General features: G+C 74.1%; 11 protein-coding genes. 5 read left to right on the forward strand and 6 right to left on the reverse strand.

Going from position 1 to position 15,606, the window contains the following annotated elements; all coding sequences use genetic code 11:
- Positions 1 to 148: 148 nt before the first annotated feature.
- Together ACIG0D_RS26265 and ACIG0D_RS26270 are read left to right on the forward strand one after the other, a co-directional pair.
- A complete protein-coding gene (locus tag ACIG0D_RS26265; RefSeq protein ID WP_399805477.1) occupies positions 149 to 1,285 on the forward strand; it encodes an aminoglycoside phosphotransferase family protein in 1,137 nt (378 codons plus the stop codon).
- A gap of 301 nt (positions 1,286 to 1,586) precedes the next feature.
- Positions 1,587 to 3,563 (forward strand): N-acetylmuramoyl-L-alanine amidase, encoded by a 1,977-nt coding sequence (locus ACIG0D_RS26270; protein WP_399805479.1) that lies wholly within the window; start codon positions 1,587 to 1,589, stop codon positions 3,561 to 3,563.
- Positions 3,564 to 3,573: 10 nt separating this feature from the next.
- Here the strand turns inward: ACIG0D_RS26270 and ACIG0D_RS26275 are convergent, their stop codons facing one another.
- From ACIG0D_RS26275 to ACIG0D_RS26290, 4 genes are all read right to left on the reverse strand, one after another.
- Positions 3,574 to 4,071 (reverse strand): hypothetical protein, encoded by a 498-nt coding sequence (locus tag ACIG0D_RS26275; RefSeq protein WP_365768418.1) that lies wholly within the window; start codon positions 4,069 to 4,071, stop codon positions 3,574 to 3,576.
- Positions 4,072 to 4,497: 426 nt separating this feature from the next.
- Positions 4,498 to 5,409: a universal stress protein gene (locus ACIG0D_RS26280; protein ID WP_399805481.1), complete on the reverse strand. Its 912-nt coding sequence runs from the start codon at positions 5,407 to 5,409 to the stop codon at positions 4,498 to 4,500.
- Between the two features lie 146 nt (positions 5,410 to 5,555).
- On the reverse strand, positions 5,556 to 5,798 hold the full coding sequence (locus ACIG0D_RS26285; RefSeq protein WP_399805483.1) for a DUF397 domain-containing protein: 243 nt from the start codon (positions 5,796 to 5,798) through the stop codon (positions 5,556 to 5,558).
- Between the two features lie 93 nt (positions 5,799 to 5,891).
- The gene (locus tag ACIG0D_RS26290; protein ID WP_399805485.1) at positions 5,892 to 6,746 is read right to left on the reverse strand and encodes an alpha/beta fold hydrolase; all 855 of its coding nucleotides are present in this window, start codon (positions 6,744 to 6,746) and stop codon (positions 5,892 to 5,894) included.
- A gap of 188 nt (positions 6,747 to 6,934) precedes the next feature.
- Between ACIG0D_RS26290 and paaK the strand changes: the two genes are divergently transcribed.
- Positions 6,935 to 8,233 (forward strand): phenylacetate--CoA ligase PaaK, encoded by a 1,299-nt coding sequence (paaK, locus tag ACIG0D_RS26295; protein ID WP_399805487.1) that lies wholly within the window; start codon positions 6,935 to 6,937, stop codon positions 8,231 to 8,233.
- 1 nt (position 8,234) lies between these two features.
- Here the strand turns inward: paaK and ACIG0D_RS26300 are convergent, their stop codons facing one another.
- Positions 8,235 to 9,503 carry a hypothetical protein gene (locus ACIG0D_RS26300; protein WP_399805489.1) on the reverse strand — a complete coding sequence of 423 codons (1,269 nt, stop codon included), beginning with the start codon at positions 9,501 to 9,503 and terminating at the stop codon, positions 8,235 to 8,237.
- A gap of 8 nt (positions 9,504 to 9,511) precedes the next feature.
- Complete coding sequence (locus tag ACIG0D_RS26305) at positions 9,512 to 11,002, reverse strand: acyl-CoA synthetase (RefSeq protein WP_399805491.1); 1,491 nt, start codon at positions 11,000 to 11,002, stop codon at positions 9,512 to 9,514.
- A gap of 133 nt (positions 11,003 to 11,135) precedes the next feature.
- On the opposite strand from ACIG0D_RS26305, the gene ACIG0D_RS26310 reads away from it, so the two are divergent.
- Positions 11,136 to 13,577: a penicillin acylase family protein gene (locus tag ACIG0D_RS26310; protein ID WP_399805493.1), complete on the forward strand. Its 2,442-nt coding sequence runs from the start codon at positions 11,136 to 11,138 to the stop codon at positions 13,575 to 13,577.
- A gap of 125 nt (positions 13,578 to 13,702) precedes the next feature.
- Positions 13,703 to 15,499 (forward strand): serine hydrolase, encoded by a 1,797-nt coding sequence (locus ACIG0D_RS26315; protein WP_399805495.1) that lies wholly within the window; start codon positions 13,703 to 13,705, stop codon positions 15,497 to 15,499.
- Positions 15,500 to 15,606 lie beyond the last annotated feature (107 nt).

The raw sequence follows: 15,606 nt of genomic DNA on the forward strand, positions 1-15,606 counted from the left end.
TGCCACCGGCCATCGGGTGTCAGGTAGGAACGCGCCACCCCGACCCGGTCGCCCCTGATGCGACAGGTGCATTCCCCAGGGTGTACCCGGACGGCCGGGTCGGGAGGCGTTTTGCAGACGCAGGCACACGAAGGGATCTGTATCGCCCATGTACGCAGCATCGTCCTCCGTGTCCGCCCCGCCCCGGCCGCTGTACCCCCGCCCGGGTGGCGGCGGCCCCTACCTCGCCCCCGCGCGCCCGGCCTCCCCCGTGCTCGGACAGGGCACGGCGCGGCGCGGCGGGGGGTTCACCCAACCGCTCAGCGGGAGACTCGACTTGTCCGGCCCTCAGGGCGCCCAGCTGCGCACGGCCATCGCGTCGGTGCACCGGATCTGCCCGGAGTTCGCACCGGTGCAGGTCCTGCGGCGCAGCGGGCGGTCCGTGCTCCTGGTCGGCACGACCGGGCGCAGCACGGCCGTCGCCAAGTGTTTACTGGACCACTCCCCCGTGTGGGCGGAGCGGATCCGGCACGAAATAGCTGCATACCGCTCGTTCGTCCGGCACCGCCCTCCGGTGCGGGTGCCGAGGCTGATCGCGGCGGATCCGGACAACTGCACCCTGGTGATCGAGCGGATGCCGGGCCGGGCGGCGGCGTTGCAGCGCCACCCCGTGGAGGCTCCGCCGCGGGCGGACATCCGGGCGGCGCTCGGCGCGATCTGCCGGCTGAACGCCTGGCGGCCGCCGGCGGGCACGTTCGACGCGCCGCTGGACTACGCGGCGCGGATCAACCGGTACCACGAGCTGGGACTGCTGACCGACCGTGACCTCGGCGACCTGCAGAAACTGCTGCACGGCATCGCCATGGCGGCCGGACGGCAGGGCATGGGCCAGTTCTGCCACGGGGACGCGCTGCTGTCGAACGTGCTGCTGTCGCCGGCCGGTCCGGTGCTGGTGGACTGGGAGCACGCGGGCTGGTACCTGCCGGGCTATGACCTCGCCACACTGTGGTCGGTGCTCGCGGACGCCCCGGCGGCGCGGCGGCACATCAGCCAGATCGCGCAGTCCGCGGGCCCGGCCTCGCGGGACGCGTTCCTGGTGAATCTGATGCTGGTCCTGACCCGGGAGATCCGCACCTACGAGACGGCCGTACAGCGTTCGATGCACGAGACGCCCCCGGCGGCACCGGGAGCGGCCCACCCGGCCGCCGCGCAGTCCGGCGAGGAGCAGCGGCTGCTGCTGCGGCGGCTGCACGACGACTGCCAGCTGGCCCGCCGGGCCGTGCGCGCGGCGGTCGGCACTCGCTGACGGGGATCGCGGTCCGCGGCGCGCCGACGACGACGGCGCACCGCGGACCCCGTCATGTCCGCGCACCGCGGACCCCGTCATGTCCGCGCACGACGGACCTCACATCAGCGCCCCGCCACCCCCACTGGTGTACGCCAGTGACGCTTCGCAGGCCCGCGTCCCGCCGCCGCGAAACTCCCGCCGAACCGCGTTGACGTGGGAAGTCGCTCGGTGTCTTGCATGATTGACGGATCGTCGGAGAGCCGGTACCACTGTCAGGCTCCGCACGGCTCATCGCGCCCGACCGTCCCAGGAGGCTGCCTTGCGAGGTTCCGGAACCGATTCCCGTCGAGCCGCCGGGCCGAGACCCGGACGGCGTGTCGCCGGTGCCGTGGCCGGCGCGGCTCTGCTGCTGCCGTTGCTGGGCGCCGCCCCGGCCGAGGGCGGTGAGACGGCGGGCGGTCTGCAACAGGCGTTCGCCGCCGCGTCCGAGACGTACGACGTGCCGCAGAGCGTGCTGCTCGGCGTGTCCTACCTCCAGTCCCGCTGGGACACCCACGCCGGAGCGCCGAGCGTCGTCGGCGGCTACGGCCCGATGCACCTCACCGACGCCCGTACCGCCCTGGCGACCGCTCCCCCGCACCACTCCGAGGACACGGAGGACCCGCGCGGCGACGACTCCCGCCCGCCGCTGCTCCCCACGGCCGAGGTACCGCACGTCACGGACCTGCCCGCCCGTCTCACCACACTGACGAAGGCCGCCGAGCTGACCGGCCTGGCGCCCGAGCGGCTGCGCACGGACCCGGCCGCGAACATCGCCGGCGGTGCGGCGCTGCTCGCCGCGGCGCAGCGGGAGCTGGGGGCGCCGCCGAGCGCGGATCCGGCGGACTGGTACGCGGCGGTGGCCCGCTTCTCCGGCGCGGACGACACCGCCACGGCGGCGGCGTACGCGAACGACGTGTACGACGTGCTGCGGGCCGGCGGGGAGCGGCGCACGGACGCCGGGCAGCGGGTCGCCCTGCCCGCGCAGCCGGACCTGGTGCCCGACACCGCCCGGCTGCGGCAGGCGGGTCTGCGCACCGCCGACGCCGAGGGCACCGAGTGCCCGCCGACGGTGTCGTGCGAGTGGATCCCGGCACCGTACGAGGAGTTCGGGGACGGCGACTACGGCAACCACGACCTCGCCGACCGGCCCCGTTCCCAGGAGATCGACTACATCATCGTGCACGACACGGAGGGCCGCTGGGAGGGCGTCCTGGATCTGGTGCAGGACCCCACCTATGTGTCCTGGCACTACAGTCTGCGCTCCACCGACGGTCACATCGCCCAGCATGTGAAGGCGAAGGACGTGGCCTGGCACGCGGGCAACTGGTTCGTCAACGCCAAGTCGATCGGCCTGGAGCACGAGGGTTTCCTGGCGTCGCCGGACGCCTGGTACACGGAGGCCATGTACCGCTCGTCGGCGCGGCTGGTGAGGTACCTGGCGAAGACGTACGACATCCCGCTGGACCGGCAGCACATCCTCGGTCACGACAACGTGCCGGGCCCGACCCCGGCGACCGTGCCGGGAATGCACACCGACCCGGGGCCGTACTGGGACTGGCAGCACTACTTCACGCTGCTCGGCCGCCCGTTCCAGCCCACGGCGGGCCAGGGCTCCGGTGTGGTGACGATCCGCCCGGACTACGCCGCGAACCGCCCGGAGTTCACCGGCTGCGTCTCCCGGGGCGAGCCGTGCGCGGTGCACGGGTCGAGCGCGGTGCGGCTGTACTCCGGTCCCGGCGAGGGGTATCCGCTGGTCAAGGACATCGGTCTCCGTCCGGGCGGCGGTGACTCGACGACCGGCGTCAACGACATCGGCTCGCGGGTCTCCACCGGGCAGCAGTACGCGGTGGCGGACCGCTCCGGTGACTGGACGGCGATCTGGTATCTCGGCCAGAAGGCCTGGTTCAAGAACCCGAAGAAGTCCCCGGCGGCCGTCCCGGCGAGGGGCGTGGTGGTGACGCCGAAGGACGGCCGGACGAGCGTCCCGGTCTACGGCCGCGCCTATCCGGAGGCCTCCGCCTATCCGGCGGGCGTGCCCGCGCAGCCGGTGACGCCGCTGCCGTACAAGCTGCCGGCCGGGCAGCGCTATGTCGTGGGCGAGCGGCTGCCCGGCGAGTACTACTACGCGGTCACCTACGACACCGGCTCGCACCGCGTGGTGACCGGCAAGGACCTCTACTACGAGATCCAGTTCGGCCACCGGGTGGCGTTCGTGCGGGCGGCCGACGTCGACGTGGTGCCGTCGGCCGGGTGACGCGCGGGCCTCAGCCCTGCTGGAAAAGCTCCGCCGGGAGCGGCTTCAGCAGGGCGTAGAGGTCGTCGGTGATGGGGCGGTCCCAGGCGGCGATGGTGACCAGGACGTTGTCGCTGCGGTCGAACTGGACGCAGGAGATCCGGCTCTCGGAGAGCTTGACGCGGCGCACGATGAGCAGGTTGTCGCCCTGCATCACGGGTACGTCCTCGGTCCCGACGACGGTCACCTCCTCGTCGTTCTCCAGCGCCAGCAGCAGCTGGGCCACCTCGAAGGGGACCTGGCCCTCGGGGACCTCACGGGCCGGGGAGCCCTCGGGGAGGTTGCCGATGATCATGGCGGGGCCACGGCCGCCGAACAGGTCGTAACGGAGGAAGACGCCCTGGCAGCTGCCGTCGGGGGCGGGCAGCAGGCCCGCGCCCAGATTGCCGGGCCAGTCGCCCGGATCCATGGCCAGTACGTCGAAGTCGGGCCCGGCGGGAGTGGCACTGCGGCGGCGGAGGAACGACATGTCGCCATGGTACGTGGCCGCACCGCATCGGCGCCGGGCGGGATGCGGCTCGACGGGATCGAGTGCGCCGACTGTGGGGGCGGCTCGGCGCGCGGGGGCTGCGGGGCGGGGGCCGGTGCCAGGACACCCTGCGCCGGTTGCGGGGGCCGGGGCCAGGACACCCTGCGCCGGTTGCGGTCCCCCAGGGCGCCGGGCCCGGGCGGGCCGCGGCGCCCGGGCCCGCGGTGAACAGCCGGCGGTGCGGCTCGGGGCCGTCGGGGCCGAGGTCCGGGAAGGCGATCGCGGCTCGGACCGAGAGGGAGCGCCGGGCGTCCGTGCCGCCGCGGCCCGTGCGGGCCACGGTCACCCCGCACGTCGCGTGGGGCCGGTGGCGGTGGCCAGGGCGGCTCGCCGGTGCCGCGTCGCGGCCAGGGCCGGAGGCCGGTCTCAGCCGCCGTCCTCCGGGGGAGCGGGCGGGACCACCGCGACCGGGCTCGGGGCGTGGAGGAGGACGGCGTGGGTGACCGAGCCGAGCATGCGGGCGGGGGCGAGCAGGCGGCGGCGGTGGCGGCCGACGACGGTCAGGGTGGCGCCCTGAGCGGCGGCGACGAGTTGTCCGGCCGCGTCGCCGGGTGCGACGTACGGTTCCACCTCGACCTCGGGGTGGCGGGCGCGGTGCGGGGCGAGGAAGCCCTCCGCGAGGACCCGGATCTCGTGTTCGACGGCGTCCTGGTCGATCCCGGTGGGCAGCAGCTCCCCGGGCGCGCCGGTCCACAGTTGCACGGGCCACGGATAGGCCGCGACCGCCTGGAGGCGGGCGTCGCGCAGGGCTGCCTCGGCGAAGGCGAAGGCGAGCACGGCGTCGTCGGGGCTGTCCACGTTGAGGCCGACGACCACGCGGGGGCCGGGGGCCGCCGGGGGGATGCCGTCGAGTTCGCGTCCGGGCCGGGGCACCACGACGACCGGGCACTCGGCGTCCCGCGCGGTGGTCAGCCCGTTGGAGCCGAGCAGCAGGCTGGTGAAGCCGCCGCGGCCCCGGGAGCCCAGTACCAGGAGCTGGGCCTCGGCGCCGAGTTCGGGCAGGGTGGCGCCGGGTGCGCCGTCCACCGCGACGAGCTCCACCGACGCCGGGCCGGTGCGCCCGTCGAGATAGTCGCGTGCCTGGTCGAGCACGGGGTCGGTCGCGGCCCGTGGCGGCATCGGGAGCGCGATCCCGGCCGGGGCCCAGGCCGCGTACTGCCGTACGTGCACCACGCGCAGCGTCGCGGCGCGCCTGCGGGCGGCGTCGAAGGCCCAGTCGAGGGCGCGCAGGCTGTCGTCCGAACCGTCGAACGCCGCGATGACCGGCAGGGTGTCCATGGGTTCCTCACCTCCGGAATGCGATCCGCCGCTTCCGGGGCCAGCCTGACGCAGGCGGCGGCCCCGGAGCGCCGTACGGCGTCACGTGTCCGGAAAAAGCGGCGGTGAACCCCCGGATCGGCTCCCCGGCCGGCCGGTCCCCCCGGTCAGGTGAGGTCGAACTCGCCCTCCCGCGCCCCCGACACGAACGCTCCCCACTCGGCGGGGGTGAAGATCAGGGACGGGCTCTCCGGGCGGCCGCTGTTGCGCATCGCGATGAACCCCTCGACAAAGGCGATCTGGACATCCCCGAGTCCGCGGCTGCCGGACTGCCACTCGGCCTTGCTCAGGTCCAGGTCCGGCTTGTCCCAGCCGGTCAGCGGCTTGTGCTGGGTGGTGCTCTCGGCCACGTCCGTGCTCCTCCCGATTCGTCGTCCGCGGCCAGCCTAGCGATCGGGTCCCGCGGCGGACAGGCCACGTGTGGGGGACCTTTCCCCCGGGGACTACCGGTCCGCGCGGGAGCCGGCGGCCAGGAAGGCGGTGACGCGGTCCGTGAACCACTCCGGGTCGTCGAGCCACGGATAGTGCCCGGCACCGGGCTGCACGACGCACCGCGCGTGCGGGAGGACGGCGGCGGCGCGGCGGGCGAGGGCGGGGCTCGGCCCGCCGTCGAGTTCGCCGGCGAGGACGAGGACGGGGGCGGTCAGCCGGGCGAGGGCGGCGCGGGTCGCGGGCGGGTCGTAGGCGCCCTCGGAGCCGTAGACGTCGGCGGCCTCCTCGTTGGTCTCCGCCTCCTCGCGGGCGGCGTGCGCGGCGGCGGTGGCGTCCCAGCGGCCGTAGAAGAAGGGCACGAGGGCGTCGTCGAAGTCGCGCTCGCCCGCGAGCCAGGCCTTGAACACCGGGAAGGCGCGCTCGAACCACGGCTCGCCCGCTCGCAGCCGGGCCGCCGCCAGCCGGTCCTCGGCCGTCGCGGGCAGGCCCAGCGCCCTGGGCGTGACGGTGACCAGCACGAGCCGCGCCACCCGATCGGGGTACCGGGCGGCGTACAGCATCGCCAGGCTTCCGCCCGCCGAGTGCCCGAGCAGGTCGATCCGCTCCAGACCCAGCTCCCGCCGCAGCGCCTCCACGTCGTCGACCAGCCGGTCACAGCGGTACGACGCCGGGTCCGCGGGCACCTCGGACTCGCCCGTGCCGCGCAGGTCCGGCAGCACCAGCCGCCGGTGCCGCCCGAGTCCACCCAGGTTGCCGAGGTAGGCGGAGGCGCGCATGGGCCCGCCGGGGAGGACGACGAGCGGGTCGCCCGCGCCGCGCAGGTGGTAGGCGAGGCGGGTTCCGTCGGGGGCGCTGAAGGTCGGCATGGCGCCGATGATCGCCGGGGCCCGCCGGCTGCCGCAAGGCAGTTCGGGCGGGGCGGGGTCCCGCGTGGGCGAGAAAGTGCGCGCTGACCTCTTGCGCGTGTGCCGCCGGGGCTGGATTACTGATCTCCACGACCTCGACCGAATGATCGGTCGCCCGGATTGGTGCGGTTGGTGAGGGAGTAGTCCGCATGGCGGAAGCGACGGAGCTGCTGGACGCGGGAGAACGGCTCGATCCGGAAGGGCTGCGGGCGCTGCAACTGGAGCGGCTGCGGGCCACGCTGCGGCACGCGTACGCGAACGTGCCCTTCTACCGGGAGTCCTTCGACAAGGCCGGTGTCCACCCGGACGACTGCCACTCGCTCGCCGATCTGGCCCGGTTCCCGTTCACGACCAAGGCGGACCTGCGGGAGAACTACCCGTACGGGATGTTCGCCGTACCGCAGGACCGTATCCGCCGCATCCACGCCTCCAGCGGGACGACCGGGCAGCCCACGGTGGTGGGGTACACCGAAAGCGATCTGTCCATGTGGGCGGACATGGTGGCGCGTTCGATCCGCGCGGCGGGCGGCAGGCCGGGCGACCGGGTGCATGTGGCGTACGGATACGGCCTGTTCACCGGCGGCCTCGGCGCGCACTACGGGGCCGAACGGCTCGGCTGTACGGTCATCCCCGCGTCCGGCGGCATGACCGCCCGCCAGGTCCGGCTCATCCAGGACCTGAGGCCGGACATCATCATGGTCACGCCGTCGTACATGCTCACGCTGCTGGACGAGTTCGAACGGCAGGGCGTCGACCCGCGCGGAACCTCGCTGCGCGTCGGTGTCTTCGGCGCCGAGCCGTGGACCGAGCGGATGCGGCGGGAGATCGAGGAGCGGTTCGCCATCGACGCGGTCGACATTTACGGCCTGTCGGAGGTGATCGGCCCCGGCGTCGCCCAGGAGTGCGTGGAGACCAAGGACGGGCTGCACATCTGGGAGGACCACTTCTACCCCGAGGTCGTGGACCCGGTCACCGGCGAGGTGCTGCCGGACGGCGAGGAGGGGGAACTGGTCTTCACCTCGCTCACCAAGGAGGCGATGCCCGTCGTCCGCTACCGCACGCGTGATCTCACCCGGCTGCTGCCGGGCACGGCCCGGGTGTTCCGGCGGATGGCGAAGGTCACCGGACGCAGCGACGACATGGTGATCCTGCGCGGGGTGAACCTCTTCCCCACGCAGATCGAGGAGATCGTGCTGCGCACCCCGGGCGTGGCCCCGCACTTCCAGCTGCGCCTCACCCGGGAGGGCCGGCTCGACGCCCTCACGGTCCTGGCCGAGGCCCGCCCCGACGCGGGCCCCGAGGTCCGTGAGGCCGCCGCCCGTTCGATCGCGGCGGCCGTGAAGGACGGCATCGGGGTGTCGGTGTCGGTGGCGATCGTCGACCCGGAGTCGCTGGAGCGGTCGGTGGGCAAGATCCGCCGGATCGTGGACCTGCGGCCGAAGCGCTGAGTCAGTCGCGTTCCCGCCCGCGTCGCGGCGTGCCGCGCAGGGAGGCCACGACCAGGCGGCCGTACCGGGTGGTGAGGGCCGCGGCGGTGGCGGCCAGGGCGCCGGTGAGGGCGATGAGGAGGTGCCAGGGGTTCTCGTCGCCCAGCACCTGGAGGACGGAGAGGGCGGTGCCCAGGGGCAGGCCGAGGACGGTGAGGACTCCGAGGGCTCCCGCGATCTGCCGGCTCTCGCGGGTCTGGACGATCCGGCTGTAGTCGGCGGCCTCGGCCAGGATGTCGGTGAACAGTTCGGGCAGCCGGTGCTGGGCCTGGAAGGCGCGCAGCAGTCCGTCGGCGGGGCCGTGCACGGTCTGGTGGCGGCGCCAGCAGGTGCTGCGGAAGACGGCGATGTGCCGTTCCAGCGCGGACACCCGCCGGGCCAGTCCCGGGGTGCTGTCGAAGACCTGGGACAGCTCGTCGGTGAGCGCGTCGAGGTGGTCGCGCTGGACCATGCCGAGCAGGAGGGCGTCCAGGTACACCGCGCGGGCCTGGACCGCCGCGAATTCGTAGAAGTCGCCGGGTCCTTGGTCGGGCCGGTGGCCGAGGAACGCGGCGCCGTGGCGGCCGACCAGGGCGCTCCAGTCGGCGGAGATGCGGATCGCCTCGGCGGAGATCCCCTCGACGCGTTCCGGTGGGGACGGGTTGTCGGCCTCCGTCGACCGCCACGCCAGCTCGCGCAGCCGGCGGTCGGCCGAGACGGGCAGCCGGCCGTCGGCCTCGCGCAGGACGGCGGTGTGGGTGGCGCCGGGGCTGAAGAAGGCCACGGTGTACGGCCGGGCCAGCGCGAAGGGGGCCCGGGGCGGCGCGGTGTCGGCCACGCCGCCGAACAGCACGGCCGGATCCAGCGCCCCGGTCAGCGGATCGGGGCCCGCGCCCGCCCGGTGCCCGATCCCCCGCAGGACCGCCGGCAGCGGGACATCGCGTACGGCGAAGTGCAGTACGCCGAGCGCGTGCCGGGGCTCCTTGGGTGTCGCCACCCGCAGCAGTTCCAGGCCCTCCAGCGTCAGCGGGCCCTCGGTGACCGACGCTCTGCGGTGCCATCGGCGTCCGTAGAGAGCGCGTGCCGCCGCCGGCGCGTAGTACTGGCCGCGGCGTTCCGCGTCCCAGCGCCGCTCCTCGGTGCCGAACGGCAGCGGCCCCCGCTCCCAGTCCGGCTCGCCGTCCAGCAGCACCGGTATCACCACCGACACCGCCTGCCGCGCGCCCGGTGCCTCGACCGGATCGTCGCTCACTCCGTCGTTCAACCGCGGTCCCGCAGTTCCCGTTTGAGGATCTTGCCGCTGGCGTTGCGGGGCAGGCTGTCGACGAAGACGACGCGTTTGGGCGCCTTGAAGGGGGTCAGGCGCTCGCGGGCGTGCGCGATCAGCTCGGCCTCGCTCACCTCGCCGCGCGGGACGACGAAGGCGGTGATCGCCTCGATCCACTTCTCGTCGGGCAGGCCGACGACGGCCGCCTCGGCGACGCCCTCGTGGGTGTAGAGGGCGTCCTCGACCTGGCGCGAGGCGACCAGGACGCCACCGGAGTTGATGACGTCCTTCACGCGGTCGACGATGGTGAAGTAGCCGTCCGCGTCGCGGACCGCGAGGTCGCCGGAGCGGAACCAGCCGTCGCGGAAGGCGGCGGCGGTCTCCTCGGGCTTGTCCCAGTAGCCCTCGCACAACTGCGGGGAGCGGTAGACGATTTCGCCGGGTGTGCCGTCGGGCACGTCCTTGCCGTCCTCGTCGACGACGCGGGCGTCGACGAACAGCACGGGCCGGCCGCAGGAGTCCAGGCGGCCCGCGTGCTCGTCGGGGCCGAGGACGGTGGCGAGCGGACCGATCTCGCTCTGTCCGAAGCAGTTGTAGAAGGCCAGTTGGGGCAGGCGCGCCCGCAGGCGCTCGAGGACCGGTACGGGCATGACCGAGGCCCCGTAGTACGCCTTGCGCAGCCCGCCGAGGTCGCGGGTCGCGAAGTCGGGGCGGCCGGCGAGGCCGATCCACACCGTGGGCGGGGCGAACAGGCTGTCGACCCGCCCGGCCTCGATCAGGTCGAAGAGCCGGTCGCCGTCGGGGGCGTCGAGGACGATGTTCGTCGCGCCGACCGCGAGATACGGCAGCAGGAAGACGTGCATCTGCGCCGAGTGGTAGAGCGGCAGCGCGTGCGCCGGGCGGTCCCCCGCGCTCAGGTCGAGCGCGGTGATGGCGCTCAAGTACTCGTGCACCAGCGCCCGGTGGGTCATCATCGCGCCCTTCGGCAGGGCCGTGGTGCCGGAGGTGTAGAGCAGCTGCACCAGGTCCTCGGCGCGCGCCTCGGGGCCGTCGTACGGCGGGGCGGAGGCGAGGAGGTCCAGCAGGGAGCCGACGGCGTCGCGCAGCGGCACCACCGGGGTCCCGTCGGGCAGCCGGCCGGCCAGGTCCGGGTCGGCGAGGACGAGGGAGATGCCCGACTGGTGGACCGGATAGGCGAGGTCGTCGCCGGTGAGGTGCTGGTTGACGGGCACGTGCACCAGGCCGGCGCGGGCGCAGGCGAGGAAGCCGATGAGATAGGCGTCGGAGTTGTGGCCGTACGCGCCGACGCGGTCGCCGGGGCTGAGGCCCCGGTCCAGGAGGGCGCGCGCGGCTCGGGAGACGGCGTCGTCCAGCTCCGCGTACGTCCACCGGCGGTCGCGGTACTCCACCGCGACGCGGGCGGGGGTGCGGCGGGCGCTGCGTCGCAGCACCCCGTCGACCGTGCTGCCGTGTCCGGGCCTCATGGCCCCCGATCCTCGATTCCCGGGCCGTGCGGGGTCAAGAGAGCGAGACGAACACCGCGCCGGACCCATGCATCCGGCACATACCCGTTGGTACGCTCAACCGCCCCTTCCCCCAATGATGTCGGGAGGCTCCATGCGCATCCGTCCGAGACGGCTCACGGTCACGGCCGTCGCCCTGTTCACCGCGACGGCCGGTCTGCCCGCGGCCGCCGCCGCGCCCGACGGCCGGGAGGACCGTCCCGCGCACGGCGGGCTGTCCGCCGTCATCCGGTACACCGAGTACGGCATACCGCACATCGTCGGACACAGCTGGGCCGACCTCGGCTTCGGCACCGGCTGGGCGCAGGCCGCGGACCAGGTGTGCGTCCTCGCCGACGGCTTCGTGACCGTACGCGGCGAGCGGTCCCGGTACTTCGGGCCGGACGCCGCGCCCGACGCCTCGCTCTCCTCGGCGGCCACCAACCTCTCCAGCGACCTGTACTTCCGCGGGGTGCGCGACGCGGGCACGGTCGAGAAGCTGCTCGCCCAGCCCGCCCCGGCGGGTCCGAGCCGGGCGTCGAAGGAGCTGATGCGGGGTTACGCCGCCGGCTACAACGCCTGGTTGCGCGAGAACCGGATCACCGACCCGGCGTGCGCGGGCGCCGCCTGGGTACGGCCGGTGACGACGCTGGACGTGGCGGCGCGGGGGCACGCGATCGCGGTGCTCGGCGGGCAGGGGCGGGCCGTGGACGGCATCACGGCCGCGCGTCCGCCGGCGCGGTCCGCCGCCGGTGCCGGCACCGGCACTGGCACCGGCACCGGCACCGGCACTCCGGAAGCCGAGGACACCGCCCGCGCCGCACGGGACCTCTTCGCCGCCCAGGCCTCGGACATGGGCTCCAACGCGGTCGCCTTCAGCGGGGCGACCACCGCGAACGGCCGGGGCCTGCTGCTCGGCAACCCGCACTACCCCTGGCACGGCGGGCGGCGGTTCTGGCAGTCGCAGCAGACCATCCCCGGGCGGCTGAACGTGGCGGGCGGCTCGCTGCTCGGGTCGGCCACGATCTCCATCGGGCACAACGCGTGGGTGGCGTGGAGCCACACCGTGGCCACCGGCGTCACCCTGAACCTGCACCAGCTGACCCTGGACCCGGCGGACCCGACGGTCTATCTGGTCGACGGCCGGCCCGAGCGGATGACGAAGCGTACGGTCACCGTCACCGTGAAGGACGGCGCGCCGGTCACCCGCACGCAGTGGTGGACGCGCTACGGCCCGGTGGTCGGCGGGCTCGGCAGCGGTCTGCCGCTGCCGTGGACCACGACGACGGCGTACGCCCTCAACGACCCCAACGCGGCCAACCTGCGCGCGTCCGACACCGCGCTCGGCTTCAGCACCGCGCGGAGCACGGACGACGTGCTCGACGCGCTGCGCGACACCCAGGGCCTGCCGTGGGTGAACACCATCGCCGCCGACTCGTCCGGGCACACGCTGTTCACCCAGTCGCAGGTGCTCCCCCGGATCACCGACGACCTCGCCCGGCGCTGCTCCACCGCGCTCGGCAAGGTCACCTATCCCTCGTCGGGGGTGGCGGTCCTGGACGGCTCGCGCGGCGACTGTGCCCTCGGCCGGGACGCCGACGCCGTACAGGCGGGCATCTTCGGGCCCGCGCGGATGCCGACGCTGAAGGACGCGCCGTACGCGGAGAACTCGAACAACAGCGCCTGGCTGGCCAACGCGGACCGGCCGCTGACCGGGTACGAGCGGGTCTTCGGCGACCTCGGCACCCCGCGCTCCCTGCGCACGCGCGGCGCGCTGGAGGACGTGGCGGCGATGGCGGGCCGCGGGGAGCTGACCGTACGGGACCTCCAGCGGCAGCAGTTCGCCAACCGGGTGCCCGCGGGCGACCTGGCCGCGGCCGACGCGGCGAAGGCCTGCGCCGGGCTGCCGGGCGGGACGGCGACGAGCAGCAAGGGCGCGCCGGTCGACGTACGGGAAGCGTGTGACGTGCTCGCCGCCTGGGACCGGACCGTGGACACCGGCAGCCGGGGCGCCCTGCTGTTCGACCGGTTCTGGCGCAAGCTGATCGCGTCCGTGCCCGCGGACCGGCTGTGGAAGGTGCCGTTCTCCCCGGCCGACCCGGTCCGCACTCCGCACACCCTGAACACGGCCGAGCCGGGCTTCACCACCGCCCTCGCGGACGCGGTCGCCGAGCTGCGCGCGGCGGGCGTCCCGCTGGACGCGCGACTCGGCGCACACCAGTTCGTGGTGCGTGGCGGTGAGCGTCTTCCCGTGTCCGGCGGCACCGAGTCGCTGGGCGTGTGGAACAAGATCGAGCCGGTGTGGGACCCGGCCCGGGGCGGCTACACGGAGGTGACCACGGGCTCCAGCTACCTCCAGGCCGTCGGCTGGGACGGCGGCCGGTGCCCGGTGGCGCGGACCCTGCTGTCGTACTCCCAGTCCTCGAACCCCGCCTCGCCGCACCACGCCGACCAGACCCGGCTGTACTCCGGGGAGCGGTGGGTGACCTCGCGGTTCTGCGAGAAGGACATCCTGTCCTCGCCCGCGCTCGAGGTCGTGCGGGTACGGGAGCGCTGAACGGCCCGCCGGGCGCGTCACAGGGGTTTGTCCCCGGGCGCGTCCGGCCCAGCGGGGATTTACGGGGGAGGTCCGCTGGACATGCTTTCGAGTGCAGCCGGCCGACCATGTGCGGGAGGGACTCGATGAGCGAGGACAGAGCGGGCAGAGCAGACGGAGGGGTGACCCGTCGTCAACTTGGGAAGGCGGCGGTGGTCCTGGGCGGAGCACTCGCCTTCGCCCCGCTGCCCGCGGCGCCGGCCGTGGCCGCCGCACCCGGGCGGGCGGGGCAGGGGCACCCGACCCTGCGCCACGGCTCGCCGGAGCGCGCCGGGCTGCTCGCCGGCCCGCTGCGCCGGCTCGTCACCGACGCCGAGGTGTTCCTCGGCCCCTCCCCCAAGCACCCCTGGTACGCGGGCGCCGTGCTGCTCGCCGGGCGGGGCGGCACGGTCGCGCTGCACCAGCCGATCGGGACGGCGGTGCGCTACGCCGGGTACGACGAGAAGACCGACACCGCAGTGGAGTTCCCGGCCGAGGAGCAGATCCCGATGGCGGAGGACACCGTCTTCGACCTCGCCTCGGTGTCCAAGCTGTTCACCTCGATCCTCGCGGTGCAGCAGATCGAGCGGGGCGCGCTGGAACTGGAGGGGCGGGTCGCCTCGTATCTGCCGGAGTTCGGGGCCGCGGGCAAGCAGGATGTGACGATCCGGCAGCTGCTCACCCACACCTCCGGGTTCCGCGCCTGGATCCCGCTGTACGCCGCGCCGACCTACGAGGAGAAGCTGCGGCTGATCTGGAACGAGGCGCCGGTCGCGCCGCCCGGGAGCCGCTACCTCTACTCGGACCTCAACCTGATCTCGCTCCAGCTGGTCCTGGAGAAGATCACCGCTCGCACTCTGGACACCCTGCTCCACGACGAGATCACTGCTCCACTCGGGATGCACCGCACTCGTTTCAACCCGCCCGCCTCCTGGAAGCCGAAGATCGCGGCCACGGAGGTCGCCCGCAAGCCGTGGTCGGGGCTGGACCGGGGTCTGGTCTGGGGTGAGGTGCACGACGAGAATGCCTTCTCCCTCGGCGGGGTCGCGGGCCACGCCGGGGTGTTCTCCACCGCGTGGGACCTGGCCGTCCTCGGCCGGACCCTGCTCAACGGCGGCTCCTACGGCCGTACGCGCGTCCTGGCGCCGGAGTCGGTGGAGCTGATGTTCACCGACTTCAACACCGCCTTCCCCGGCGACGAGCACGGCCTCGGCTTCGAGCTGTACCAGCACTGGTACATGGGCGCGCTGGCCACCCCGCGCACCGCGGGCCACACCGGGTTCACCGGCACCTCGCTGGTCCTCGACCCGACGACCGACTCGTTCCTCGTGCTGCTCGGCAACTCGGTGCACCCGGTGCGGAGCTGGCGCTCCGGCTCGGCGCCCCGGGTGGCCGCCGCGAACAACCTGGCGCGGGCGGTGCCGGTCCGGCCGCCGCGTGGGCGTACGGCCTGGTTCTCCGGCATGGCGAGCGCGACGACGGCGACGCTCACCCTCCCCTCGGTGGACACCTCGGGCGGCGGCGCCCGGCTGCGCTGTCTGCTGTGGTGGGACACCGAGCCGGGGGCGGACTCCCTCGTCCTGGAGGCCTCGGCGGACGGCGGCGCCTCGTGGCGTCCGGTGCCGTTCACGATCTCCCGGCCCAGGGAGGAGCCCGTGGACCGGCCGTCCGGCGCGGTCGGCGGCTGGTCGGGCCGGGTGTGGCACCGGCTCGTGGCGGACCTCCCGGCCGTGCGGGGGCTGACGGTGCGGTGGCGGTACACCACGGACCGGCTGTACGTCGGCCGGGGTGCGTACGTCGACGCGCTGCGCGTGACGGCGGGCGGCGAGGTCCTGTTCGACGAGGCACGGCCCGCCGACGCTGCCCGGATCACGGCGGCGGGCTGGTCGGCGACCGCCGACTGACGTCCTGCTCCAGGCCGCGTCCGCGGCCTGCGCCCCGTCACGGGGACTACAAGGACTACAGGGACTACGGGGACTACGGGGACTGTGCGGGGATTACAAGGACTACG

Origin of the sequence: Streptomyces sp. NPDC052773, assembly GCF_044547145.1 — a bacterium.
Taxonomy (GTDB): Bacteria; Actinomycetota; Actinomycetes; order Streptomycetales; family Streptomycetaceae; genus Streptomyces.

Bases quoted from the DNA above. Each gene is read 5' to 3' on its own strand.
- ACIG0D_RS26275 (WP_365768418.1), bottom strand. From the start codon at position 4,071: ATGTCGTTCCTCCGCCGCCGCAGTGCCACTCCCGCCGGGCCCGACTTC.
- ACIG0D_RS26305 (WP_399805491.1), bottom strand. From the start codon at position 11,002: ATGAGGCCCGGACACGGCAGCACGGTCGACGGGGTGCTGCGACGCAGC.
- ACIG0D_RS26280 (WP_399805481.1), bottom strand. From the start codon at position 5,409: ATGGACACCCTGCCGGTCATCGCGGCGTTCGACGGTTCGGACGACAGC.
- ACIG0D_RS26310 (WP_399805493.1), top strand. From the start codon at position 11,136: ATGCGCATCCGTCCGAGACGGCTCACGGTCACGGCCGTCGCCCTGTTC.
- ACIG0D_RS26315 (WP_399805495.1), top strand. From the start codon at position 13,703: ATGAGCGAGGACAGAGCGGGCAGAGCAGACGGAGGGGTGACCCGTCGT.
- paaK (WP_399805487.1), top strand. From the start codon at position 6,935: ATGGCGGAAGCGACGGAGCTGCTGGACGCGGGAGAACGGCTCGATCCG.
- ACIG0D_RS26290 (WP_399805485.1), bottom strand. From the start codon at position 6,746: ATGCCGACCTTCAGCGCCCCCGACGGAACCCGCCTCGCCTACCACCTG.
- ACIG0D_RS26265 (WP_399805477.1), top strand. From the start codon at position 149: ATGTACGCAGCATCGTCCTCCGTGTCCGCCCCGCCCCGGCCGCTGTAC.